This is a genomic window from Billgrantia montanilacus (assembly GCF_003336675.1).
Taxonomy (GTDB): Bacteria; Pseudomonadota; Gammaproteobacteria; order Pseudomonadales; family Halomonadaceae; genus Halomonas; species Halomonas montanilacus.
Genome location: NZ_QPII01000012.1, coordinates 50810 through 75537 on the forward strand (window position 1 = coordinate 50810; position 24728 = coordinate 75537).

19 protein-coding genes are annotated in these 24728 nt (G+C 65.4%); 6 read left to right on the top strand and 13 right to left on the bottom strand.

Going from position 1 to position 24728, the window contains the following annotated elements; all coding sequences use genetic code 11:
- Positions 1–23: 23 nt before the first annotated feature.
- The 4 genes from DU505_RS15250 to recC all read right to left on the bottom strand — a co-directional run bounded on the left by DU505_RS15250 (position 24) and on the right by recC (position 10653).
- Positions 24–248 (bottom strand): hypothetical protein, encoded by a 225-nt coding sequence (locus DU505_RS15250; RefSeq protein ID WP_114479845.1) that lies wholly within the window; start codon positions 246–248, stop codon positions 24–26.
- Positions 249–458: 210 nt separating this feature from the next.
- Positions 459–3035: an exodeoxyribonuclease V subunit alpha gene (gene recD / locus DU505_RS15255; RefSeq protein ID WP_114479846.1), complete on the bottom strand. Its 2577-nt coding sequence runs from the start codon at positions 3033–3035 to the stop codon at positions 459–461.
- Positions 3032–7012: an exodeoxyribonuclease V subunit beta gene (gene recB, locus DU505_RS15260; protein ID WP_114479847.1), complete on the bottom strand. Its 3981-nt coding sequence runs from the start codon at positions 7010–7012 to the stop codon at positions 3032–3034. The genes recD and recB overlap by 4 nt, the downstream gene beginning before the upstream one ends.
- Complete coding sequence (gene recC / locus DU505_RS15265; RefSeq protein ID WP_114479848.1) at positions 7009–10653, bottom strand: exodeoxyribonuclease V subunit gamma; 3645 nt, start codon at positions 10651–10653, stop codon at positions 7009–7011. Before recC ends, recB begins: the two co-directional genes overlap by 4 nt.
- 149 nt (positions 10654–10802) lie before the next feature.
- Between recC and DU505_RS15270 the strand changes: the two genes are divergently transcribed.
- Both DU505_RS15270 and DU505_RS15275 read left to right on the top strand, forming a co-directional pair.
- Complete coding sequence (locus DU505_RS15270; RefSeq protein ID WP_114479849.1) at positions 10803–11204, top strand: antitoxin Xre-like helix-turn-helix domain-containing protein; 402 nt, start codon at positions 10803–10805, stop codon at positions 11202–11204.
- Entirely contained in the window at positions 11201–11890 is a 690-nt protein-coding gene (locus DU505_RS15275; RefSeq protein WP_114479850.1) for an RES family NAD+ phosphorylase, read from the top strand. Before DU505_RS15270 ends, DU505_RS15275 begins: the two co-directional genes overlap by 4 nt.
- 40 nt (positions 11891–11930) lie before the next feature.
- Here DU505_RS15275 and DU505_RS15280 read toward each other — a convergent pair whose 3' ends face one another.
- Together DU505_RS15280 and DU505_RS15285 are read right to left on the bottom strand one after the other, a co-directional pair.
- Positions 11931–12320, bottom strand: coding sequence for an Atu4866 domain-containing protein (locus DU505_RS15280; RefSeq protein ID WP_114479851.1), 390 nt, complete (start codon positions 12318–12320; stop codon positions 11931–11933).
- 25 nt (positions 12321–12345) lie between these two features.
- Positions 12346–13065, bottom strand: coding sequence for an SDR family oxidoreductase (locus tag DU505_RS15285; protein ID WP_114479852.1), 720 nt, complete (start codon positions 13063–13065; stop codon positions 12346–12348).
- Between the two features lie 245 nt (positions 13066–13310).
- Between DU505_RS15285 and DU505_RS15290 the strand changes: the two genes are divergently transcribed.
- Both DU505_RS15290 and DU505_RS15295 read left to right on the top strand, forming a co-directional pair.
- A complete protein-coding gene (locus tag DU505_RS15290) occupies positions 13311–14255 on the top strand; it encodes an AraC family transcriptional regulator (RefSeq protein ID WP_245947990.1) in 945 nt (314 codons plus the stop codon).
- A 279-nt stretch (positions 14256–14534) separates the two neighbouring features.
- On the top strand, positions 14535–15965 hold the full coding sequence (locus tag DU505_RS15295) for an amidase (RefSeq protein ID WP_181872845.1): 1431 nt from the start codon (positions 14535–14537) through the stop codon (positions 15963–15965).
- A 126-nt stretch (positions 15966–16091) separates the two neighbouring features.
- Here the strand turns inward: DU505_RS15295 and DU505_RS15300 are convergent, their stop codons facing one another.
- The 7 genes from DU505_RS15300 to dctP form a co-directional block, all read right to left on the bottom strand.
- Positions 16092–16697 carry an SHOCT domain-containing protein gene (locus DU505_RS15300; RefSeq protein WP_114479855.1) on the bottom strand — a complete coding sequence of 202 codons (606 nt, stop codon included), beginning with the start codon at positions 16695–16697 and terminating at the stop codon, positions 16092–16094.
- Positions 16698–16708: 11 nt separating this feature from the next.
- Positions 16709–17311, bottom strand: coding sequence for a 2-hydroxychromene-2-carboxylate isomerase (locus DU505_RS15305; RefSeq protein WP_114479856.1), 603 nt, complete (start codon positions 17309–17311; stop codon positions 16709–16711).
- 35 nt (positions 17312–17346) lie between these two features.
- Complete coding sequence (locus DU505_RS15310) at positions 17347–18864, bottom strand: malonate--CoA ligase (protein ID WP_114479857.1); 1518 nt, start codon at positions 18862–18864, stop codon at positions 17347–17349.
- A complete protein-coding gene (locus DU505_RS15315; protein ID WP_114479858.1) occupies positions 18861–20237 on the bottom strand; it encodes a malonyl-CoA decarboxylase in 1377 nt (458 codons plus the stop codon). The genes DU505_RS15310 and DU505_RS15315 overlap by 4 nt, the downstream gene beginning before the upstream one ends.
- Before the next feature lie 13 nt (positions 20238–20250).
- Positions 20251–21585, bottom strand: a complete 1335-nt coding sequence (locus tag DU505_RS15320) for a TRAP transporter large permease (RefSeq protein WP_114479859.1) — start codon at positions 21583–21585, stop codon at positions 20251–20253.
- Between the two features lie 2 nt (positions 21586–21587).
- Positions 21588–22091, bottom strand: coding sequence for a TRAP transporter small permease subunit (locus tag DU505_RS15325; protein WP_220250808.1), 504 nt, complete (start codon positions 22089–22091; stop codon positions 21588–21590).
- A 77-nt stretch (positions 22092–22168) separates the two neighbouring features.
- Positions 22169–23170 carry a TRAP transporter substrate-binding protein DctP gene (gene dctP, locus DU505_RS15330; RefSeq protein WP_114479860.1) on the bottom strand — a complete coding sequence of 334 codons (1002 nt, stop codon included), beginning with the start codon at positions 23168–23170 and terminating at the stop codon, positions 22169–22171.
- A gap of 187 nt (positions 23171–23357) precedes the next feature.
- On the opposite strand from dctP, the gene DU505_RS15335 reads away from it, so the two are divergent.
- Entirely contained in the window at positions 23358–24065 is a 708-nt protein-coding gene (locus DU505_RS15335) for a GntR family transcriptional regulator (RefSeq protein ID WP_114479861.1), read from the top strand.
- Position 24066: 1 nt separating this feature from the next.
- The gene (locus tag DU505_RS15340) at positions 24067–24717 is read left to right on the top strand and encodes a flavin reductase family protein (protein WP_114479862.1); all 651 of its coding nucleotides are present in this window, start codon (positions 24067–24069) and stop codon (positions 24715–24717) included.
- Positions 24718–24728 lie beyond the last annotated feature (11 nt).

Genomic DNA, 24728 nt, shown 5'->3' on the forward strand with positions numbered 1-24728 from the left:
GAGCTAGAGGGCATGGTTACCTATCATTCATCTTCAATGTGTGCGAGCACTTTTTCGAGTTTTTCATGAGACCAGTATAAGCTTTTTCCGTTATTCCTTGAGACGCTCAATATTTCGCCTGGGTTCATTTTGTTTAGTCTTCTGACAATGCTGGTAACTGTAGTCTGGTGAACCTTTGCAGCAAGCTTGAGATTGTGTTCCTTTAATGTCTTACTGGTGAAGACGTAAACTTCTGGGTTCATGCTCATGGCTGAAGCTCCTTTAGGGGCGATGGGTGTGCCACTGCTAATGCACAAGAGTAGTATTGGCACGCATGCTGTGTTTGACAAGCGACTGATATATTGCTTTGCAGGCTAGGTTAGCCTATGCAGCGCACCCACGACGGTACTGGCTGATACAGCCTCCTGGAAAATTTGTTTTTTCACAGAAGCTGACAGCATTTCCGGCGACGCCAGCCTTCACCACAACCTCCCCAACCCACTCACCCTCACTACCTCCCTCATCACCGCCTCATCCAGCATTCCACGCCCTGTCTCAACCAGCGTCAGCCAGTGCTTGGCGCGGGTGATGCCGGTGTAGACCAGCTCGCGGGTGAGGATGGGGTTGGGGGCGTCCGGGAGCAGCAGGGCGGTGTGGGTGAATTCCGAGCCCTGGGATTTGTGTACCGTCATGGCGAATACGGTTTCCACCGCCTGCAGGCGGCTGGGTAGCACCCATTTGATGTCGCCGCTGCCGTCGCTGGCCGGGAAGGCGACGCGCAGCAGAGTGCGGCCGGGCGATTCGCTGGCGCTGCGGGCTTCGGGCACGGCGAGGGTGATGCCGATATCGCCGTTCATCAGCCCCAGGCCGTAGTCGTTGCGGGTGACGAGAACCGGGCGGCCTTCGAACCAGCCCTGTTCCAGCTCCAGGTCGCTGGCCTTGAGCCAGCCGGCGCGGCGCAGCGCACGGCCGATCCGCGGGTTCAGCCCCTCGATGCCCCAGGGGCCTTTCCTGAGAGCACACAGCAACTGGAAGTGGCCGTGGGTGGCAAGCAATTGCCGGGCCCAGTTATCATAGGGCTGGCGCGCTTCGCCTTCGCCGAAGAAGGGCTGCGCGGGGCGCGCTGCCTTCATCACTTCCAGGTAATGGCGGTAACCGACCGGCGGTGCGATGGTTTCGCCGCGGCGGTCGTAGCGGCCTTCGCCATTGTTGGCGAAGCCGGCCGGGTTGCCGTTCACCACCAGGCGGTCCAGCGCCGGGTCGTCGGCATCCGCCAGGGCGAGACGGGCAATATCGGCGTAGCCCTGCTGGAAGATCTCGCGCACGGCGCGCTTCTTTTCTTTCTGCCCATGATTTGAACTTAGCGGGCGGTTGACCGCTTCGGCGAGTTGGCCGATGCCGCTTGCCGAATCGAAACGGTGGCTCACCCGCAGCATGGCGATGGCCTGGTCCAGCGGCTGCCCTGCCTCGTCGCGGTATTGCTCGGGTATCGGCGTGCCGACCACCCGTTCCAGCCAGTCGCAGGTGGCCGGGGAGTAGTGGCCGCCTTCGGCGCGCTGACACAGGTCGCCAAGCACGGCGCCGGCTTCCACCGAGGCGAGCTGGTCCTTGTCGCCGAGCAGGATCAGTCTCGCCCTGGGCGGCAGGGCGGTGAGCACGGCGGCCATCATCTCGATATCCACCATCGAGGCTTCGTCGATCACCAGGGCGTCCAGCGCTAGCGGGTTGCCGGCGTGGTGGCGGAAGTGGCGGGTGTCCGGTCGTGAGCCCAGAAGGCGGTGCAGCGTGGTCACCTCGGTGGGGATGCTGTCACGCAGGATTGAGATATCCACACCCTGTTGGCCCACGGCGCTGGCCAGTTCCACCAGCGAAAGGCCCTGCACCTGCTTGGCGATGGATTCGTTGAGGCGCGCAGCGGCCTTGCCGGTGGGGGCGGCCAGGCGAATGCGCAGCGGGCGTGGGGCCTGGTTGGTAGCCGGCTCGCCGAGGGCCAGGGCTTGCAATAAGGCGAGCAGCTTGACCACGGTGGTGGTCTTGCCGGTGCCGGGGCCGCCGGTGATCACTGCAAAGTGTGCCTGGGCGGCGAGGGCGCAGGCGATTTTTTGCCAGTCGATGTCCGCGCTGCTGGGGAAGAGGGAATCAAGAGCAGTGGCGAAGCGGTTAGTGTCGGTGGCGTTATCCGGGCGCCTATCGGCGCCAGTCGTGAGCTGAAGCTTCCTCCTACAGATCTCGTCGCTTGTGTTGGCGGGTAAGGCGTTATCCGGGCGCCTATCGGCGCCAGTCGTGAGCTGAAGCTTCCTCCTACAGATCTCGTCGCTTGTGCTGGAGGGTAAGGCATCATCCGGGCGCCTATCGGTGCCAGTCGTGAGCTGAAGCTTTCTCCTACAGATTTCGTCGCTTGTGCTGGAGGGTAAGATGTCGTCGCTTGTGCCCAGTCTTGCTGAAATGTGGTGGCGAATATCCTGCTCGTACTGCCAGTAGCGGCGCAGGTAGAGCCGCACGTTGCCGTCGCGCTCGCTGCGCACCAGCGGGGTGTTTCCTGGGCCACTACCGTCTGCCACCAGGGCGGGGTGGTTCAGGGCGTCGCGCCAGGTGGCGAGTTCCAGCCCTGCCAGCAGGTCGCTGGGCAGCGGCGGCGGATCGCTCAGGTCATCGCCTTCCGGTGGCAGCGAGAGCGCCAGGTTGGGGGCGCCCAGGGTCTGGGCGAGGTCGAGACAGACGTGGCCGCGGCCGAGCTGATGGCTGGCCAGTGCGGTGGCAAGCAGCAGCAGGGGAGGGGCGTTGCTTACCTCGCGCTGGAAGAAACTGGCCAGTGCCCGGTCCAGAGCGCGCAGCCAGCCGCGCTCCACCCAGCGGTCGAGCAGGGCGAACAGCGCTTGGGTGTCGTGAAGCGCGGCATGAGGCTTTTCCGGCCTGGCAGGTTCGCTCTTGCCTGGTGCGTCGCTAATGCCTGCTTCGTGGCCAATACCGACTTCGTTATCGGCGCCTGATTCATCACCGAGATCGGCGAACAGGTCCGGGGTGGCGTCGTCGTGGTTCTTGCTGCGCTTGCTCATGCCGGCGCCTCCGTTGCCTGGGTCGCGGCGCTCGCCGCTTGGGTGTCGCCCCGGAAGAGCGCATCCATCGCTTCGATCAGTTGGCGCGGAGGGCGCTCGGCGTGCACGCCGCGGCTCTCCGCATTGGCCCCCCTGAGAAAGACCGTGAGCGAGCCGCCGATGTGGCGGTCGTAGTCGTAGCCCGGCAGGCGTGCCTTGAGCAGCCGGTGCAGGGCCAGCAGGTAGAGCGCGTACTGCAGGTCGTAGCGTTTCTCGGCCACCGCCTGGTGCATTGCTTCGGGGCTGTAGGCGCTGTCGTCCGGCCCCAGGTGGTTCGATTTCCAGTCGGCCACGTAGTAGCGCCCCTCATGCTCGAACACCAGATCGATGAAGCCCTTGAGCATGCCGTTGAGGGTATCGGCATCCAGCGCGGGACGCGGCAGGCTGGCACCTTCGCTGCCATCCGGGCTGGGGAGTGTGTAAGCACTTACGAGGGCGTCCAGCCGGCGGGTGTCGACCTTGCTGGCGGCGAACCAGAACTCCATTTCCACTTGGTAGCTGGTGAGGGTTTCGAGGGTGAGGCTGCCTGCGCCATTGGGCAGCGGCAGCGGGGCGGCGAGCAGGGTGCCGAACCAGGCGTGCAGGGTATTCAGCCACGGCTGCCAGCCACGCACCTGGCAGCGCCGGGCCAGGGTCTCCTCGCGCAGGGCCGGATCGCGGGCCACGCGGGCAAAGCCGTGCTCGCCGGCCCACTCCAGAATGCCGTGTAAAAAAGTCCCTGGTCCTGGCCCTCTAGGAAATCTATGAAGCGAGGGAAGCGGTTCGCTCTGGCCGCTGTCATGCGGCTCTTCGATCACTTCCAGCGCGGTGGCCTCCATGGCGGTGGCCGGTTCCGGCAGGCTGCCGTTTCGCTGCGCTTCGCTGTCATGGGGGGTAGCAGGTAAGTCAGCCCTTACTGGGGCGCTTACCATTTCTCCCGAGATACGCAGCGCCGAGTAGCTGGCGATCCACCAGTGCTCGCGGGCGGGGCGCGTGGGCGTGCGCGCTTCGCCCAGGGCATCGTCGCGCTCTGTCTGGGTGACGATCTGGGCGTGGGCCGGTGGGGCTGGGGCGATCTCGATGGCGGTGCAGTCCCCCTTGAGCCTCTTCAGTGCTTCTTCAAAAACGCTGGACCCGATCGGCTCGCCGTTGGCCAGCAGTTGGCCGATGGCGCTGCCTTCGCCGCCCTTGAGCGGGGCCATGCCGAGCCAGGTGGCGTGGCGCGCGCGGGTCAGCGCCACGTAGAGCTTGCGCAGGTCTTCGCCCAGGCGCTCGCGGTCGACGGTGGCCAGGGTCTCCTCGTCGGCCTCCAGGCTGATGCGCAGGCGGCCCTCGGCGTCGTGCCAGCGCAGCGGCGAGTCGTCCTTCTTCGTCGGGCGGTGGCTGCAGATAAAGGGCAGGAACACCAGCGGGTACTCCAGCCCCTTGGACTTGTGAATGGTGATGACCTGCACCAGGTCGGCGTCGCTCTCCAGGCGCAGCTTGTGGGTGTCGCCCTGGCCTTCGGGGTGGGCGATCGATTCGGCGAGAAAGCGGATAAGAGCATGTTCGCCGTCGAGCTCCTGGCTGGCGTGCTGTAGCAATTCGCCGAGATGAAGCAGGTCGGTAAGTGCTCTCTCACCGTCGCTGGCAGGCCCCCAGGCAAGCAGCCGCGTGGCAACGTCGAAGTCGTGGATGATCTTACGCACCAGTGGCAGCACGCCCTGGCGCTGCCACAGCCGGTGGTAGTCGCGGAACTGCAGTACGCGGCTTTCCCAGGCCAGCTCGTCTTCGTTCAAACGATCCAACGTGGCGATATCGAGCCCCAGCACCGTGGTGGCCAGGGCGGTGCGCAGCAATCGGTCGTCCTCGGGTTCGGCGCAGGCGCGCAGCCAGGCGTCGAGCTGGGCGGCGACCGGCGAGGCGAACACCTTGTCCTTGTCGGAGAGGTAGACGCTCTTCACGCCGCGCCGGGCCAGCGCCTGGCGGATCGCCCGCGCCTCGCCCAGGCCGTTGACCAGCACCGCCATATCGGAGGGCTTGAGCGGCTGCAAGCGCTCGCCTTCCTGGAAGCCTGCTTGGTCACTCTCCACAAACCCGGCGCAGCCGCTTTGCCCCTCATTGAGCAGCTCGACCATATAGGATGCGCAGCGCTCGGCCATCACGCCGTGGTAGGCGGTCTTGGAGAGCGGCTCGTCGCTGTCGAGCTGCCACAGGGTCATGGCCGGTAGCGGCTGGCCCTGGCGGGTAAGTGAGTCCTTGCGTCCTTTCGCCCCTACGCGATTGAAGGGCACCGGATTGCTACCGTCGGCTTCCTTGAACAGGAAGGCCCCTGGCGGGTGCGCCTCGGCGAATTCGAAGCAGCGGTTCACCGATTCGACCATCTCGCTGCTGGAGCGGAAGTTGGTGCCCAGGGTGACGTGGCGGCCTTGGGTATCGCGGCGTGCGCGCAGGTAGGTGTGGATGTCGGCGCCGCGGAAGGCGTAGATTGCCTGCTTGGGATCGCCGATCAGGAACACGCCGGTCTCAGGCGAGTTCTCGCGGATGCGGTACACGTAGTCGAAGATGCGGTACTGCACCGGGTCGGTGTCCTGGAACTCGTCGACCAGGGCGACCGGGAACTGGCGGCGGATCTGCGCCCCCAGAGCCTCACGGTTGGGGCCGGCGAGCGCCCGGTCGAGATGCGTGAGCAGCTCGTTGGGGCCCATCTCGGCGCGGCGCTCCTGCTCGCGGTCGAGCCGCGCGCGGCACCAGTGCACGGCGTGAGTGAGCAGGTCGGCGTAGGGATCGGGCAGGGCGTTGAGCTCATCCTGCAACGCTTCCAGTGCGGCCAGGGCCGGGTGGTCCGGCGGCTCGCCCTTGAGCCAGATATCGGCCATGCCCTGGGGCGTGAGGCGCTTCCAGGCGGCATCGGTCAGGCCGGGCCAGGTCGCGTCGCCTTGGCACCATTCCCGCAGTTTGCCGAGCCAGTTGGCGCGGCTCTTGGCATTGAAGCTCTGGCCTTTGAAGGCTTTCTGCTGGGCGGCTTCCTCGAACAGCACCTCGCACTCGTCCACCCATGCGGGCCAGGGAGCCTTGAGCTGGGCCAGGCGCTCGGCGGTCTCGCGCTGGGCGTTGGCGACGGTATCGGCCGGGGGCGGGGCGCCCTTGTTCAGTGCCTCGGCTTCGGGCATCAGCCCGCGCACCGCCTGGTGCAGCTGTTCGGGGGTGCTCCAGTGGCGCACCACGCTGGCCAGCTCGTCGGTGTTCAGCGGGTAGTAGAAGCTGCGCCAGTAGTCGCGCACCACCTCGAGTTCCAGCTCGGTCTGGTCGTTTTCCAGATCGAGCGAGAACAGGCTGCCGCTGTCGAAGGCGTGCTCGCGCAGCATGCGGTAGCACCAACTGTGGATGGTGGAGACGGCGGCCTCGTCCATCCATTCGGCGGCGAGCTGCAGGCGCCGGGCGCAGGCGGGCCAGGTGGCGGGATCGTATTGGTCGCGGAGGGCGATGAGCAGCGGATCTGCTTGGCTCTTCGTAGCCGGGGCTGATCCGGCGTCAAGCCTCGGCGTTCCTTGAACACCTGCTTTGGTAGCTTCGTCAGCAGAACTCCGCGGAGGCGCTGTGAACCCATCCCTGGGCGCTACATTCGACATCCATGTCGAATGACCTCCGCTCTGTTCTGCTCCCGAAGCTTCGGCAATGCCGGGCGCGGCTTCGGGCGCCTGTGGAGAGAGAAAGACTCCGGCGGCTTCCACCAGCCTGGCGCGGATACGCTCGCGCAGCTCCTGGGTGGCGGCGTTGGTGAAGGTGACAACGAGGATCTCGGGCGGTGTCAGCGGGCGTTCGAAGGCAGCCTCGTCGGCATCCGAGCGGGCGCCGAGCACCAGGCGCACGTAGAGCAGGGCGATGGTGAAGGTCTTGCCGGTGCCGGCGCTGGCTTCGATCAGGCGACTGCCGTGCAGGGGAAAATCGAGCGGATTTAACTGCGTGACGTCGCTCATTGCGTGCTCCCCGCTTTCTTCTCTTCTGTCTTCTTCCCGCTCTCTTTCTTGTCGCCCTTGACGGCCAGGTGTACCGGGGCGAGCAGCCGTTCGGTGAGTTCGGCAAAACCGAGTCTGTCCTGGCGGGCTTCGTAGAGCCGGGTGAAGGTTGGCCAGCGGTGGGCGAGGTAGGCGTTACGGCCCACTTCGCCGGCGTTGTAGTCGTCGCCCTCGTAGGTCTTGCGGGCGGCGTGCCAGGCGTCGCTGTCGCGCTCACTCTCCGGCGTGCCCAACTTGCTCAGCCAGACGAAGGCGGTGTCGCAGGCCAGCGGCAGCGGCTCGCGCATGCCGGCCTGCCAGGTTTTGACGATCTCGCGCAGGTGGTCGCGGGCGAGTTCCGGGTCGAGGGGCGGCAGTGTCACGTGGCCCGCCTTGGAGAGTAACTGTGTGGTCATGGCTTGGCCTTCCAGATGACCGGCCAGGTGTGCCACCCAGTGGCGCAGGATGTGCTGCCAGTGGTACTTGCCCTTCTTGATCAAGCTGCTGCTGACCAGCACCAGACGGCAGCGGTTGCCCTCTGGGTCGCGGCGCAGTTCGTCGAGCCAGTCTTCCAGGGGCGGTGCGCCGGGCACGTTGAGCTGCACCGGCTGGGGTTCTTCGATGGCGTGGGGCCACTCGTCCAGCGCGGCTTCATAGGCTTCGAACAGTTCCGGCATCGGTTCGGTGAGCTGCTCGCGCATGCGCTCGCCGAAGGCGCCCATGGCCAGCACGCCTTGGCCCTGCAGGCGGTCGAGGGTGGCCAGCATGGCGGGCATGCGGTCTTGGCCTTCGTCCACGGCGCGGCGTTGCTCGCGGATCAGCAGGTCCTGCAGCTGCCAGTTGGCGAGGCCGTCCAGGGCGAAGGGCTCGTGGTCGAGGCTGACGATGTCTTCGCGCTCCAGGAAGACCTTGAGGCGGGTGGTAAAGAAGGCCCTCGCCGGGTCGCGCAGGAAGTTGCCGAGCTGGGCCAGCGTCAGCGGCGTGTCCTGCTTATATGCCTCCAGGTCGAGGGGCGCGGCTTCCGCCAGGGTTGCCTCGCCATGCACGTCGCGCCACTCATGGGCATAGGTGAACAGCCGCCGGGCCGAGACGTCGCGCTGGGCCAGCTGTGCCTCGGCAGGGAAGTAGGTGCGGCTGAAGGGCTGCAGCGGGTGCGCGGTGGTCAGCGAATCGAGCAGCTCGCTGCCGTTGCGCTCTTCTTTGTCTGCGATGCGCCAACCGGCCTGGAGATGGTCGCGCAGCTGGCCGACCAGCACCGAGGGCGGTTTTTCGGCGTTGTCGACGATGCTGCGGCCCACCCAGCTGACGTAGAGCTGCTCACGGGCGGAGAGCAGGGCTTCCAGGAACAGGTAGCGGTCATCCTCGCGGCGCGAGCGGTCGCCGGGGCGGTAGTCGCCGTTCATCAGATCGAAGTCCATCGGCGGCTGGCTGCGCGGGTAGTCGCCGTCGTTCATGCCCAGCAGGCAGACGCGCTTGAAGGGGATGGCGCGCATCGGCATCAGGGTGGCGAAGTTGACGGCCCCGGCCATGAAGCGCTGGGAGAGGCTCGACTCGTCGATCTGGCCCAGCCAGTGCTCGCGCACCACCGAGAGCGGAAGGTCACGGGTCAGCCCGGCCTCCTCGGCGCTCTCCTGCCACTCCTGCAGCGTCTGTTCGAGCTGGGCCAGCATCAGGCTGTCTTCGGGCGTGTCGGCGAGAAAGCTCGCTTCCAGCAGGGCGCGCAGGCGCTGCACCCAGCCGGCCACGTCGGTGGGCTCGCGCAGGGTGCGCCACTGCGCTTCCAGGGTTTCCAGCAGTGCGGCCAGGGGCCCGGCCAGTGCCGCTTCCAGGCCGCCGATATCGTCGAAAGGCTCGATACCCTGCCACGGGCCGCTGGCGGCTTCACCCACGGCGTAGCCCAGCAGCAGCCGGCGCAGGCCGAAAGCCCAGGTGTTCTGCTCCATGCCCTGTGGCAGGTCGAGGCTGCCGCGCTGGCCGGCGTTGAGCCCCCAGCGGATGCCGGCGCCTTCGATCCAGCGGCGCAGGGTGGGTACGTCGTCTTCCTTGATGCCGAAGCGAGCGCGCAGGGCGGGCACGTCGATCATGTCGAGCAGGTCGCTCACCGATAGGCGCAGCTCCGGCAGGCGCAGCAGTTTTTCCAACGCGATCAGCAGCGGCAGGCGGTGGCGGCTGCCCTGGTCGGAGAGCGTGAAGGGGATGTAGCGCGGGTCGTCGCGATCGAGTTGACCTCTTTGATATTGACCAAAGACCGCCTGCACGTGGGGCGCGTAGTGGTCGATGTCCGGCACCATCACGATCACGTCGCGGGGCTTGAGGCTGGGGTCGGCGCTGAAGGCGGCGAGCAGCTGGTCGTGGAGGATCTCCACCTCGCGCTGGGGGCTATGGGCGGCGTGGAAGACGATGGAGTCGTCGCGGCTGGGGTCCACTGCCGGCCAGGTGTCGCGGGTCTCGTGCAGCGGGCGCAGTTCGCGGATGTCGTCCTGCAATTGCTGCAACAGTCGGCCGTCCCCCTCGCGCACGAAGGGCTCGAACAGGTCGATGCGCAGCGAGTCGGCGGCGAACAGGCGCTCGTACTGCTGGGCGTCGTCGTGCTCGTCGAGCAGGCGCAGGTAGTCGCGGCCCTGCTTGCCCCAGGCGGCCAGCAGCGGCTGGGCGTGCAGATGAAGGCTTTCCTCGCCGTCACCATCGCCGAGCACGTCGAGCCGGGCGGGCATGCCGGCTTTGCGCTGCTGCCGGTAGCGCTGGGCGCGGAGCAGGTCCTTGTGTTCGATGATGTCGGCCCAGTAGTGCTGGCAGGGGTTGTGCACGCACAGCACCACCTGGCTGCAGCGGGCGATGGCGGCCAGTGCTTCCAGGGACTGCTGTGGCAGCGAGGAGATGCCGAACACCATTACCCGGCGAGGCAGGCCGGCGGGGCGGTTGTCGCCATCGAGCTGGCGCGCCGCCTCGAGGAAGCGCCGGTGCACCATGGCGCGGCTGGAGGCCACGCCGTCGTCGCCCACGTCCTCGATGAGCGCCCGCCAGAGGGCCGGCTGCCAACGCTGGGTGTCGGGAAGCGCCTGGGCCTGGCCGCGGGCGGAGATCAGCACGTCCTCGCCGCGGCCCCAGGCGTCGAGCCAGTCGGCGCGGTAGACCTGGTACTGGTCAAACAGGTCGGCCAGGCGCTCGGCGAGCTGGTGGTGCTTGCGCAGGTCGCTGTCGCCTTCGAGGAAGCGGCGCAGCGGGGCGAATTCGTCCCGCGGCATCAGCTCGGGCAGCAGGCGCAGCAGCCGCCATATCAGATGCGACTTGTCGAAGGGCGAGGTGGCCGGCACCGCGTTGGGGTCGCCTTCCACGTGGTTGAGCACCGCGCGGTAGGCCTGCCACAGGAAGCGCGCCGGCAGGGTGACATCCAGCGCGGCGGCGATGCCGCTGCCGCCGTCGGCCTCGTCGGCGGCCAGCGCCAGCTTCATCCACTGGCCGATGCCGTTGCTCTGCACCAGGATCGTCTCGTTCTCCAGCGGCGCCAGCGGGTGGCGCTTCATCCACTCCACCGCCACGCCGCGCAGGTCCTCCAGGCGGTTGCCGTGAACGACCATGAAGCCTGGGGTGAGGGCATTCTCCTGGGGGGCGGCGAACGGCATGGCGGGTCCTTGCTCGGGAGATGAGGCAAGGCCTCATGGTGCCGCAAAAGCGTAGGCGGATAAACGCGGCTGATGCATGAAGATTCGCATGCGGAGTTAATTTTTACTATAGTTCATATGCGGACTGTCATTCCCGCAGGAGCAAACCCATGAACGCTGAACAGCAGCTCGAACGCCCCGATACGGCCAGCCCCGAAGCCGGTCGTGTGGCCTTGAAGTTCTTCTTCAATGTCATGGGGCTATGGGGTTGTACACCCGCCCAGCAACGCATCCTGCTGGGCAGTATCGGCAATACCACCTACCACAAGTACAAGAAGCTGCCTCAAGTCCGACTGCCACATGACACCCTGGAGCGAATCTCCTACCTCATGGGGATTCACAAGGCGCTGCGCATCCTCTTCAGCAACAGCCCCGACAAGGCCTACGAATGGGTACACAAGGCGAATGTCGCAGCGCCGTTCAATGGGCAATCGGCCCTCGAGTACATGCTGCATGGGCGCGTGGTGGACCTGGCGGATACCCGTCGCTACCTGGACAGTGTCCGGGGATGAGCGGGGTGGAGACCTGCCTGCCGGCGTGGCGAAATGCCTTTCGTATCATCAACAGCGCCTATCCGCCGATCGCGGTATTCGAGGACACCCTGGATCCGGAAGACCTGGCGCTGGCCTTTGCCATCGAGGCGATGACCAACGACAGGTTGCTCGAGGAGGGTGGACAACTGAATCGTGTGCCGCCCCATGATCGTGTCGCGGGCCCCGGCTGTTCTCCCATCATGGCGGCTTTCACTCACATCGGCCGGCCTTCGCGCTTCACCGACGGTAGCTACGGGGTCTACTACTGCGCCAGCACACTGGATGCGGCGATTGCCGAGACCCGCTTTCACATGGCCGAGTTTCTGGCGGCGACCCGCGAGGCCACCGTCGAAATCACCATGCGGACCTATATCAACACCGTTACCCGGGCGCTGCACGATGTGCGAGTGGGTTACCCCGAGCTGCACGATCCGGCCCCGGCCACCTATCCTCGGGGGCAGGCGTTCGCTGCGCGTCTCAGGGCGGAAGGAACATGGGGCGTTCTCTACAACAGCGTCAGGCAGCCGGGGCACGAGTGCTCGGCGGTGCTGCGCCCACCGGCGCTGAGCATTCCCGTTCAGGGCCCGCATCTTCGCTATGTGTGGGATGGCAGGGCGCAGGCCGTTACCCATGTCCTGGAAATCACCGAGTACCGGAGAGGCTGAATTGACCGCTGTCATTGCGGTGTGCGGAGCGGCATCTCTACTACTCTCGCTCTCGCCGTAGCACCATGCCGGCGTGATAGAGCACGTCGTCGATGAATTCGCCGTCGGCGGTGAAGCCGGTGTCGTCCCAGTACTCGATGGTGTTGCCGGTCACGCGGTAGCGGCCCTGATAGGCGCTTTCGCGTTCGCCGCGGGCTTCGTCGTAGCGGTTATTCGGCAGGAGTTCGTGGCGTATGTGGCCATCGTCGGTGACCCACATGCCGACGTAGGGGTGATCTGCCATGGTGTCATCTCCGGTTGCGCTGGCAGCCTTCCCCAACTGGGGAAGCGCTGCGACGGTGGCCAGGGCCAGGGCCAGGGCCAGGGCCAGGCCCAGGGCCAGGCCCAGGCCCAGAAGCGTGGACCTGGCTTGCGTGGTATGCACGGTCATCGGGTTTCCTCGGCAGCGGCTGTGCTCATGCGCTGGCGGTGGGACGAACCACGATCTCGCTGGTGTCCACGTCGTCGGGCTGGGCGATGACATGGGCGATAGCCGCGGCAATGGCCTCGGGCTTGAGCGCGATCTGGCGGTAGGCTTCCATCGCTTCGGCGGCGCTGGCATCGGTGATGCTGTCGGCCAGCTCCGACTCCACGACGCCGGGATAGACGCAGGTGACGCGCAGCTTGTCGTTCTCCTGGCGCAGCCCGTCGGAAATGGCCCGTACGGCATACTTGGTCGCGCAGTAGACGGCGCCGGTGGGCACCACGTAGAGGCCGCCGATGGAGGAGATGTTGATCACTTGTCCGCTGCCCTGGGCGTGCATGGTGGGCAGTACGGCGGCGATGCCGTGCAGCACGCCGCGGATGTTGACGTCGATCATGCGGTCCCACTCGTCGAGCTTGAGCGAGGCCAGGGGCGAGAGCGGCATCACGCCGGCATTGTTGATGATCACGTCGATGCGGCCATGGATCTTCAGCGCGGCATCGGCGAAGGCCTGCACGTCTTGCCGCTGGGTGACGTCCAGCGCGCGGTAGTCCGCGCTGCCGCCTTCGGCACGAATGGCCTGCGCCAGCATTTCCAGCCTGTCGGTGCGGCGCGCGCCGATGACCAGTCGATGGTCCTGGCTTGCCAGTAACCGTGCGGTGGCTTCGCCAATGCCGCTGCTGGCGCCGGTGAGAAGAATGACTTTGCTCATTAGAGAAGGACTCCGTATCGGTGGCTTGTGATGACTCTCTCGCTGGGCTCGGATGATCGATCCTTGAACGTGTTCATGAGCAAGAGTGTCGTTGTGACAAGCCTAGGGAGCCGCCGGAAAAGCCGACAGTGCCATTCCTCTTGAAGTATTGCCTGATTCTATTGCCGGGTTTTATTCAGGAGCTATTATGCTGAATATACTTGCCTAAACATGAATCGCACAGGCAGTGCGAAGGGCCTTTCACGATGGCGACACGATCTTCCTCGTTGCTCCATGAGCGGATGGTGGAGCAGCTCTATCGGCTCGCACCGCATGAGGGCTACACCCAGTCCTTGCTGGATGGTGTGCGCTTCCTGCGCTCGAACCGTCCGCTGAAGCATACGCCTGTGCTCTACGAGCCGAGCATCGTGATCGTGTGCCAGGGGCGCAAGCGAGGCTATCTGGGCGGCGATGTCTATCTCTACGATGCCCTGCACTATCTGGTGCTATCGGTGCCGCTCCCGTTCACCTCGGAAACCGAGGCCAGCCCCGAGGAGCCGATGCTGGCCATTTCCATTCGCCTTGAGATGGCCGTGGTGGCGGATCTGGTCTTCACACTGGACCAGGCGGATGCGCGCTCGGCGGCACCGCCGCGGGGCATGCTTTCCACCCCGCTCGGTGCGCCCATGGCCGACGCCACGCTGCGACTGCTCGAGGCGCTGGCCTCGCCCCTGGAGGCGCAGGTGCTGGCGCCTGGGATCGTGCGTGAAATCTGCTACCGCGTACTGGTCGGCGAGCAGGGCGGCAGCGTGCGCGCGGCGCTGGCCCAGCAGGGCCAGTTCGGCAGGATCGCCAAGGCGCTGCACCGTATCCACGCGGATTATGCCGAGCCCCTGGAGGTGGGGCGCCTGGCCAGCGAAGTCGGCATGAGTACCGCGGTCTTCCATGTGCACTTCAAGGCGGTGACGCAGACCTCGCCGCTTCAGTACATCAAGTCGACGCGGCTGCACCAGGCCCGGATGATGATGATCCGTGATGGCCTGCCCGCCGCGGCGGCCGCCGCCAGGGTGGGCTACGAGAGCCCTTCGCAGTTCAGCCGCGAGTTCAAGCGCTTCTTCGGTCGGACTCCCGGCGAGGAGGTGCGTGAAATGAAAGCCACGCTGGCGCTGTTGCCCTCGACACAGGCGGCGGGGCTGGCGCTGCCGCATTGAGACGACGCGCTCGAGTGTGCTCAATCAGGGCATTAGTCTCGGCGATGAAGAGCCAGTCGAGGCTGTTCATACACCGCCTGAAGTGAATTCGCCATGAGCGACTATCCTGCTAGGTAGGCACCGCTCGCAGCCCACCCCCTATCCTCCGTACTGCATCCTCCGTTCTGCGCGCCGATTTGCCCGTGTTGCCCGTGCCGGTGCCAGCACGTCTTTACGATGCAGGATCGCATCCCGTGCCACCACAGTTCCGGGTGTTACGGCCACAAAGGAAGTGAAACCATGAAAAAGCGTTCTTCGCCCCAGGCCCCGAGCGGTTCGCAGGACCTCTGGCGGCAGTCCGCCACGACACTGGCGGTCCTTATCAGATCCGGGGAAGTGTCGAGCCGTGAGGTGATCGATGCCCACCTGGCGCGGATCGAGGCGGTGAATCCTGAGCTCAATGCCGTCACCGTGATGCTGCGCACGTCGGCCCGTGAGGCGGCGGATGCGGCGGATGCCCAGCGCAAGATGGCGGGCAAGCGCGATCTGCCGCCCCTGCACGGGGTGCCGATCACGGTGAAGGAGAATATCGATTGCGTCGGCACCCCGACCACCTTGGGCCTGGTCGCGAACGCCAATGCGTTGCCGGAACAGGATGCGCCGGTGGTCGAACGGATGCGTGCCGCTGGCGCCATTCCCATCGGGCGCACCAACATGCCGGAAATGGGCCTGCGGGTCTCCACCAGCAACCCGTTCAGGGGGCTGACCCGCAATCCGTGGAATGCGCAGCTGACCGCGGGGGGCAGCAGTGGTGGCGAAGGCGCGGCCGTGGCGTCCGGCATGTCGCCGCTCGGAATCGGCAATGACATCGGCGGATCGCTGAGAAATCCGGCGTTCTGCTGCGGTGTCGCGGCACTGAAGCCCACCCAGGGGCGCATTCCCTTCGGTAGTGCCGGCGACGGCTTCCTGAGCGCGCAGGTGATGCTGACCGATGGCCCCATCGCCCGCAGCGTTGCCGATCTCAGGCTCGTTCTCGAGCAGGTTCACGGGCAGCACGTGCGCGATCCTCGCTCGGTCACGGTGTCGCTGGAAGGCCCGCGAGTTCCGCGTCGTGTTGCCATGGTGACATCGCTGCCCGGCACTGTTATCGACCCGGCCATTGTCGCCAGCGTGCGGGCGGCAGGCGAGGCGCTTGCCGCCCGCGGTTACCAGGTGGAGGAGGGGATACCGCCGGAAATCGAGCTGATCAACCATCTCTGGACGCAATTCCAGATGTCCGACCTGAGCCTCACGGCCGAGTCGATACGGCCCACGCTCAGCCTGGAGGCCGCCATGCTCATGGATGCCCTGATCGCCAGGATCGATCCCTCGGTGACGCATGCCGCGCTGCATCAGGAGCGTTCGCGTCTCGGCCGGGCCTGGGCGGCATTCTTTGCGGAGTATCCGTTAATCCTGGGGCCCGTCTGGCCGTCGGCACCGTTCGTGCATGATGCCGATGTCGCCTCGCCAGCCGGTAGTGAGCTGATGCTGGGCATGCAGTGGTTCGTGACCCCCGGCAATCTGCTCGGCTTCCCAGCCGTCGTGTTACCGACCCGGCCGATCGACAACGCACCCATGACCGTTCAGCTATACGCCGACCGCTTTCGCGACGACCTGGTGCTGGAGGCTGCCGAGGTCATCGAGGCCGCATTTGGGCCCTGTACGCCGGTAGATCCTTTCGTGGTCTACTGAATAAATGTCTGCGCGGGCAAATCGCTGCGTTGCGCGGTGCTCGGAATCCTCACCTATACCCCATAGGCTCCGGTTCCTGTGCTCCGTGCGCCTTGCGCTTCACTCCGCTCGCCAATTTATTCGCTTCTAGTTAGGCGGGTGCCTGTCGGTGGATACGACCGGCAGGCTCGCCAGGTCGACGTCGCCGTGCTGGCTGGTCACCGTCAATCGGCTCTGGCTTCCCTGCTGCTGGGCAAAGCCATGGATGCGATGGTCCAGGGTGTCATAGACGCGGAGGGTATCTTCGGTCTGCACGACGAGGCGCCGAGCCTTAGCAAAGTAGGCGTAGCGTAAACCGTTCTGTTCGCCGGTTGCGTTGGGTGTGCCGAGTTCCGCCGGCCACCAGGCGGTGTTCTCTTCCGCGGCGGGCCAGGCCGACTGCTGGGCAGCTATTTCACCCGCTATCCCTTCACCAGCTTTCCCACCAGCCATCCCACCAACCCTCTCACCAATCTCGTGGCATAGCGCGTCCACGCGAGCGTTCAAGGCATGGTTGAGAGGGTCGCTCAGCATCAGCATGCCACCCTGCATCCATTGGCCGGGGCCGCCGAACTCCGAGTGTGAAAACATGGCCATCTGGCCATCACCGTCGGCCACGGCCAATACCATGTGCGCAATGGCGTCGCGACTGAAATCGTGACGCTCGGCGAGCTCGTCGACGATGGCGAGTCCCTGGGGGCTGAGTGAGTGCATGTCGGTTTGACTCACAGTTCGCCGGCCAGTTTCTTTTCAACCAGTTCGAGCCGGTCCTGACCCCAGAAGGGCTCTCCCTCGATCTCGTACCACGGGGAACCGAAGCAGCCTGCTGCGACGGCCCGTTCGCAGGCCTCATCGAGGCGCTGCTGCCCCACGTCCGATTCCGACTCCTCCAGTAGCGCCTGGCCGTTCAGGCCGCAGGCGTCGGCGATCTCGCGCAGCGTGTCGAGGTCGGCGACATCACGCTCCTCGGCCCAGCAGGCCCTGAGTATGGACAGCGACAGTTCGGCGATGTCGTGGCCCTGGGCCTTGGCGGTCAGTGCCAGGCGCGCCGCCGGGCGGTCGTCGGTGGGGAAGTGCTTGGGTTGCCGGTTGAGGGGGATGCCGAGCTGCTGTGGCCAGCGCTTCAGCTCCGCCATGCGGTAGGCCTGGCGCTCGGGCGCCCGCTTGGGCAACGGCAGCCCGCCGGTCCTTGGGAATACTGCGCTGAGCGTGATCGGCACATAGTCGATGGTGGCGCCGTGGCGGGCGGCAATCTCGCCGAGCCGGGCATGACCCAGGTAGGTCCAGGGCGATACCTGGCTGAAGTAGTAGGTGATGCGCTTGGGCATGTTGGTCGGTGCCTCTTCTGTCTCGTCAGTGTTTCCTAACGATAGATGTCCTGGTAAATCTTGCGCAGCTCATTCTTCTGCACCTTGCCCATGGTGTTGTACGGTAGGGCGTCAACGAAGAGCACCCGCTTGGGCTGCTTGTACTTCGCCAGCCGGTCCTTGAGGAAGTCGATCACATCCCGCTCGGCGAGGCGGGCGTCGGCTTCCGGCACCACTACGGCGGTAACGCCTTCGCCGAAGTCCGGGTGGGGCACGCCGATCACGGCGGATTCCTTTACCCCCTCCAGTTCGTCGATCACCTGCTCGACCTCCTTGGGATAGACGTTGTAGCCCCCGGAAATGACCATGTCCTTGTCGCGGCCGACGATATGGACGTAGCCGCGCTCGTCGACCATGGCCAGGTCGCCGGTGACGAAGAAGCCATCCTCCAGCAGCTCCTCGCGGGTCTTCTCGGGCATCCGCCAGTAGCCGATGAAAACGTTGGGCCCGCGAATCTCGAGCATGCCGATCTCGCCATTGGGGAGCGGCTCATGGGTTTCGCGGTCGGTGATGCGGTACTCCACGCCCGGCAGCGGCATGCCCACGGTTCCGGCGCGACGTTCGCCGTCGTAGGGGTTGGAGAGGTTCATGTTGGTTTCGGTCATGCCGTAGCGCTCGAGGATGGCATGGCCGCTCTTCTGTTCGAACTCCCGGTGGGTCTCGGCGGTGAGCGGGGCCGAACCGGAGACGAACAGCCGCATGTTGGCGGTGACTTCGGGGGTCAGGCGCGGATCCTGGATCAGGCGCGTATAGAAGGTCGGCACCCCCATCATCACGCTGCCGCGAGGCAGTTCCTCGAAGATCACGTCGGCGTCGAAGCTCGGCAGGAACAGCATGCTCGAACCGGCCATCAGGGTGACGTTGCAGCCGACGAACAGCCCATGGGTGTGGAAGATCGGCAGGGCATGGATCAGGCGGTCCTCGGCGGTAAAGCGCCAGGCCTCGACCAGGGTGGCGGCATTGGAGCCCAGGTTGCGGTGGGTCAGCATGGCGCCCTTGGAGCGCCCCGTGGTGCCCGAGGTATAGAGGATCGCGGCCAGGTCGTTCTCCTGACGCGGCTCGATGGTATCGTGCGGCGTGGCCCGCTCGGCGGCCTCCATCAGGCTGCCGTCGCCGTCGGTGCCCAGGGTTTCCACCGCAGGGCAGCCGGTCTCGCTGGCCACCGCCCGGGCCTGCTCCAGGGCGGCCGGGCGGCAGACGAACAGGGCCGGTTCGGCGTCGGCGAGGAAATAGCGGATCTCGTCGGCGGTATAGCCGGTGTTGAGCGGCAGGTAGACGCCGCCGATCCGCAGACAGGCGAGATAGAGCAGGATCGCCTCGGGGCTCTTGTCGACCTGCACGGCGACCCGGTCGCCGGGGGCGACACCCAGCGCGGCCAGGGCACCGGCCAGCCGGGCGCTGGCGGCCAGGGCAGCGGCGTGGCTGTAGCGGCGGCCGTCACGGGTGGTGATGAAATCGGCATCGCCGCGTTCCTGCATGCGGGCGGCGAAGGTTTCGAAAAGGTTCTGGCTCATTTGATGTTCTCTCCCTTGGCCATTTTCCTGGCGCGGCGATTGAGGTCGCGGACCTCGCTGGAGCAGGCCACGGTGGCGTTGGCGATGTAATTTTCGTGATTTCGCTCGATGTCGTCGAGTACGTAGAGATAGTTGACCATGAGTCCCTCGGCCTGCTTCAGGCCCTTGGCCGAGACATCGCCAAGCCAGTTGATGCGCTTCAGTTCGGCGCCGTTACCCAGGTGGAAGCGGGCCACCGGGTTGAGCGGCAGGCCGCGGGAATTCTTCTCCTCCACCAGGTAGCGTGCGGCCAGGGGCTTGATGATGGCCTTCAGGCGATCGCTCTGCTCCGGATCGCGATGCCAGTCGGGGCTGTCGAGCCCTTCCAGGGTGCGGCGCAGTTCGGCCGGCAGGCTCTCATCGGTCCGACAGCTCGCGAGCCATTGACTGAAGCCGGGCACCGGCGAGAGGGTCACGAAGTGCTTGAGCTGGGGCAGCTCCTGCTTGAGTTCCTGGACTACCTGCTTGATCAGGAAGTTGCCGAAGGAGATGCCGCGCAGGCCGGTCTGGCAGTTGCTGATGCCGAAGAAGGCGGCGGCATCGGCGGCCTCTGGGTCGTCGATGTCTCGCTCGCCGGCACTCTCCCCCGAGAGTATCGGCTGGATCCTGTCGGGCAGGCCCTTGCACAGGGCCACCTCGACGAAGATCAGCGGTTCGTCGCCGATCGCCGGGTGAAAGAAGGCGAAGCAGCGCCGGTCGCGGGCGTCGAGCCGGCGACGCAGGTCGTCCCAGTCGCGGATCTCGTGCACCGCCTCATAGCGAATGATCTTCTCCAGGATCGATGCCGGCGTGTTCCAGTCGATACGCTTGAGCATCAGGAAGCCGCGGTTGAACCAGGAGCCGAACAGGTGGGCGAAGTCGGCGTCGATGGCATTGAGCTCTTTCCCGTCCGAGCGGGGCTCGCGCAGCAGCCCCAGCAGGTCTTCGCGCATGCGCACCAGCTCGTAGGTGCCGTTGCTGGCCAGGTTGAGCCGCCGGAACAGCTCCTGGCGGCGCGGTTCGCAGGCATCGAACAGTGTCTGCAGGTTGGCGTTGTTGCGCGCTTCTCGATAGGTCGCGTAGGCCCTGTCGATGTCTGTTGGCTCGGCGGCGAACTCGGTTTCCAGGCACTCGAAGAAGCGCCGCCGCTCCTCCTCGCCCAGCTGGCGATACATGGCCAGGGCCCGGCTGGCCAGGGCGATGCTCGACGCTTCTCCATCACTCTCCAGCAGGGCGTGGCAAGCCTTGATCAGCTGAGCGTGGTCCGGTGCGACGATCTCACCCTGGCGACGCCGCAGCAGGGCGTCGCGCTGGGTGATGCTGTTGAACAGCTCCTGCAGGAAGGTCATGTTCATGGATAGAGCCCCCTTAGCCCATGATCAGGTTGGGTAGCCACAGGGCGATACCCGGGAAGAAACAGAGCAGCAGGATGCCCAGCACCATGCACAGCGCATAGGGCAGGCTGCCCAGCAGGATGTCGCGCAGCGAGATGTCCGGAGCGATGCCCTTGATGATGAACAGGTTCAGGCCCACCGGCGGCGTGATCAGGCCGATCTCCAGGTTGATGGTCAGGATCACCGCGAACCAGTAGGGATCGAAGTTGGCGGCCAGGATGATCGGCAGCAGGATCGGCGCCGTCATCACGATCACCGCCACCGGCGGCAGGAAGAAACCGGCGACCAGCAGGAACAGATTGATGATCCCCATCAGCACCCAGCGGTTGACCTCCAGGTCAGCGATGGCGGCGGCCACGGTCTGGGTGATGAACATCGAGGAGAGGGCGTAGGCGAACACCTCGGCGCAGGCGATGACCAGCATGATCATCACGCTTTCGCGCAGCGAGTCGCGCATGATCAGCTTGATCGGGCCCACCTGCCACATACGGTAGATGATCACCGCCAGGGCCAGGCACAGGAAGGCACCGACGCCGGCCGCTTCCGAAGGCGTGGCAACCCCGCCGTAGAGGGCGAACAGGATGCCCGCGACCACGGCCAGGAACGGCAGAACACGGATCAGCGCCTTGAGGTTGGCGTCGACGTTCTCCTTGATGGTCTGCTTCATCCGCACGGCGGATTGCGCCATGGGGTTGTTGTACCCCCCGGCCAGGCGGCAGGCGATCATCGTCCAGATCATGAACAGGCCGGCCAGCATGAAGCCGGGGACCACCCCGGCCATGAACAGGCGGCCGATCGAGGTCTCGGTGGAAATGCCGTAGATGATCATGGTCACCGAAGGCGGGATGAGAATGCCCAAGGTGCCGCCTGCGGCGATGCAGCCGGCCGCCACGCCATCCGGATAGCCCCGGGTGCGCATTTCGGGAATGCCCATCTTGCCGATGGCAGCACAGGTGGCCGGCGAGGAGCCGGATAGCGCGGAGAAGATCGTGCAGGCGCCGATGTTGGAGACCGCCAGGCCGCCGGGCAGGCGCCCCATCCACAGGTCCAGCGAGCGGTAGAGATCGCGCCCGGTCGGCGAGGAGGCCACGGCGGCACCCATCAGGATGAACATCGGGATGGCCACGAAGCCGAACTCGGCAATGCGGTCGAAGAAGGTTTCGCCGAAGTAGGTCAACTCGGGGAGCCCACGGTCATAGAGCAGCGCTGCCAGTGAGACACCACCCAGGGCGAAGGCGATGGGGGTGCCGATCGCCATCAGCACGACCAGGGCGATGGCGACGATGATTCCCATGGTAATCGGGTCCATGCTCAGTTCTCCCCGCGCAGAATTTCAGCGACATATTGCAGCGACAGCAATGTCGCTCCCACGGCCATCGGCAGCAGGGCCGGCCATAGCGGGGGGTTCCATACGGTGCCGGTGGTCCAGCCGCCTTCCCAGGCTTCCCAGACATAGATCCAGGCGCCGTAGGCCAGGGCCGCACAGAAGGCCAGGCCGACCAGCGAGGCAGTGAGTCGCATGAGCTTCTGGGGCAGGCCACTCAGTGCATCCGGCAAGATGGTGATGGCGACATGGCCGCCGGTCATCAGCACATAGGGGCTACCCAGCAGCATGGCGGCGGTGACCGAGAAGACCGTGAATTCGGTTTGCCAGCTGGTGCTCATGCCGAGGATGTAGCGAATGAAGACCATCTGGCAGATCACCAGTACACCGGCGATGAACAGCGTGGCGGCAAGATAGGCGGTGATTCGAGACAAGACGTCCATCGCGCGGATGTAGCCGCCGACGACGCCGGATCGTTGAGATTGGGCCATGGCAAGGATGTCCTCCCGAGTGAAAGGGCGCCGGCCATCCGGGAGGGTGGCCGGCGCGTGTCTCAAGTGGTCAGGACTCACTCCACGGCAAGGGCAGCATCGATGATTGCCTGGCCATTGGGTACGTTCTCGGCAAAGTTCTTGTAGGAGGTCTCCTGGGCGATCTCGAGCCAGGCGTTGTAATCCTCCTCGCTCATGCGTACCACCTCGATTCCATTCTCCTCGTACACCTCGACCATCTGCTGGTCGATGGCCGCGGCCTCTGCAGAGAAGAACTCCTCCGCGGCCTTGCCGGCCTCGGCCAAGGCGGCCTGCTGCTCCTCGTTGAGGCCCTGCCAGACCTGCTCGGAGATCAGCACCGGCTCGTACATGAACCACAGGGCGAAGTCGCCAGGCTCGGTCAGACATTCAACCTGTTCGTAGAGCCGGAAGGAGATGAACGACATCGAGGAGGTATTGGCTGCATCCAGCACGCCGGTCTGCATGGCGGTATAGACCTCCGAAGAGGGCATCGAGGCGATCGAGGCGCCGGCGGCCTGCAGCATTTGCTCGAAGGCCGGCCCGGCGGCCCGGATGTTCTGGCCGCTTACGGTATCCGGTGAGGTGATGCACTGCTCGCTGGAAGCGAAGCCCCCCGACAGCCAGGTGTCGGCCAGTACCCTGGCGCCCCCTTCTTCGATGACCGAGTGGATCATCTCCATGTATTCCGAGTCGTTCAGCCGCTTGGCATGCTCATGGTTGCGTACCAGGCCTGGCATCAGAGTGGCGGAAAATTCGGGATGGCGTCCGCTGGCATAGTCCAGCGGCAGCAGGGTGAGGTCCAGGCGACCGCGGACCAGGGCGCCCCACTGCTCATTGGCCTTGAACAACGACTGCCCGGGGTAAACTTGTATGTTGAGACCCACATCGGCCTCGGCGACGTGGCGTGCCATCATCTGCACCATTTCGTCGCGAACATCTCCCTGGCCGCCGGGGAACTGGTGGGAGGCACGAAGGACGGTCTCGGCCGATGCGATACCGCTGAAGGCGATGGCGAGTCCGAGCGCTGCGGTAGCGGCAGGCTTGAGTTGGCGTGTCATCTTGAAGCTCCAGAATTTGTTTTTGTGTATGGTTGTCACTGTGGCTAGTGTTTATCAGGCGAGCTGATGTATACATCAATAGACCTCATATATATTGGTGTCAACATTCGCGGTCTGATTTTCTTGCCGGCAAAGTCGGGTGTGGCGAGGGTGGTCATGTCATGGAGGTGCGTCGTGGAGGTGACAGGTGAGCAGTGTTAAACGTTCGAGCGCGCAACAACTCAGGGATGCTCTGGAGGATGACATCATCAACGGTCGGCTGACGCCGGGAGAGCGGCTCGATCCGGAGGCCCTGGGCCGGGAGTTCAGTGTTTCGCGCACCCCCGTACGCGAGGCGATTCAGCAGCTGGTCGCCAGCGGCCTGGTCACGGTGTCGCCCAAGAAGGGCACCTTCGTCGCCCGGATCGGCATCGACCAGTTGATCGAGATGTTCGAAGTGATGGCGGAGCTGGAAGGCATGTGCGGGCGCCTGGCGGCACGACGGATCAGCGAGGAGGAACTCGCCGCACTGCGCGAGGCCCTGGCCCGCTGTGAAGCGGCGGCCGAGGCGGGCGATACCGACGAGTACTACTACGAGAACGAGACCTTCCACGACTGCATCTACACAGCTAGCCATAATGGCTTCCTGGCGCAGGAGGCTCGGCAACTGAAGCAGCGGCTCAAGCCCTATCGCCGGCTGCAGCTTCAGGTGCGCCAGCGCATGGGCGGCTCGCTTGCCGAGCATCGCAAGATTGTCGCCGCCATCGAGCAGGGCGAGGCGGAGCTTGCGGAGCAGTCGCTGCGCGAGCATGTGTTGATTCAGGGCGAGCGGTTCAGCGATTTCATCGCCAGCGTCAAGAAGCTGGATGCGTCGGCGACCCGTCTGGACCCCTCCCATGACCGAACAAGGGCCTGACATGAGCGACTATCTGCTGGAGGAGGCCACGCTGAGCAGCGGGGCCATCTACCGTCTCTTCTCGGGCAGCGTCTGCCCGCGCCCCATCGCCTGGGTGTCGACGCTCGATCGCGACGGCAACGCCAACCTGGCGCCTTTCTCGTTCTTCAATGTGGTAAGTGTGACGCCCCCCGTGCTGGGCTTCTCGCCGCTGCTCGATGGCGAGGGGCAGCCCAAGGACACCATTCGCAACCTGGAACAGGTGGGGGAGTGCGTAATCCATATCAGCGGCGAGGGCCTGGTGGAGGAGATGAACGCCACCAGCGCTGGCCTGCCTCACCACGAGGATGAGTTTGCCCTGGCGGGACTGGAGAAACTGCCGATGGCGGGGGTATCGGTGCCACGAGTAGCGGGTGCGCCGGTGGCCTTCGGCTGCCGGCTTCGCGAGATCATCCGTTTCGGTGACCAGCCCCTGGCCGGCAACCTGGTACTGGCGGAGGTGGTGTCGATCCATGTGGACGACGCGGTGTGGAACGGCCGGCACGTATCCATCGACGCGCTACGACCCATCGGGCGCATGGCCGGCAACGACTACGCCCGAACCAGCGACCTGTTCGTGGTCGAGCGGCCGGCGTCGGGTAGCGCCATGAGCCGCCCGGCACGGGGCGGCTGACGCCGGGCCGT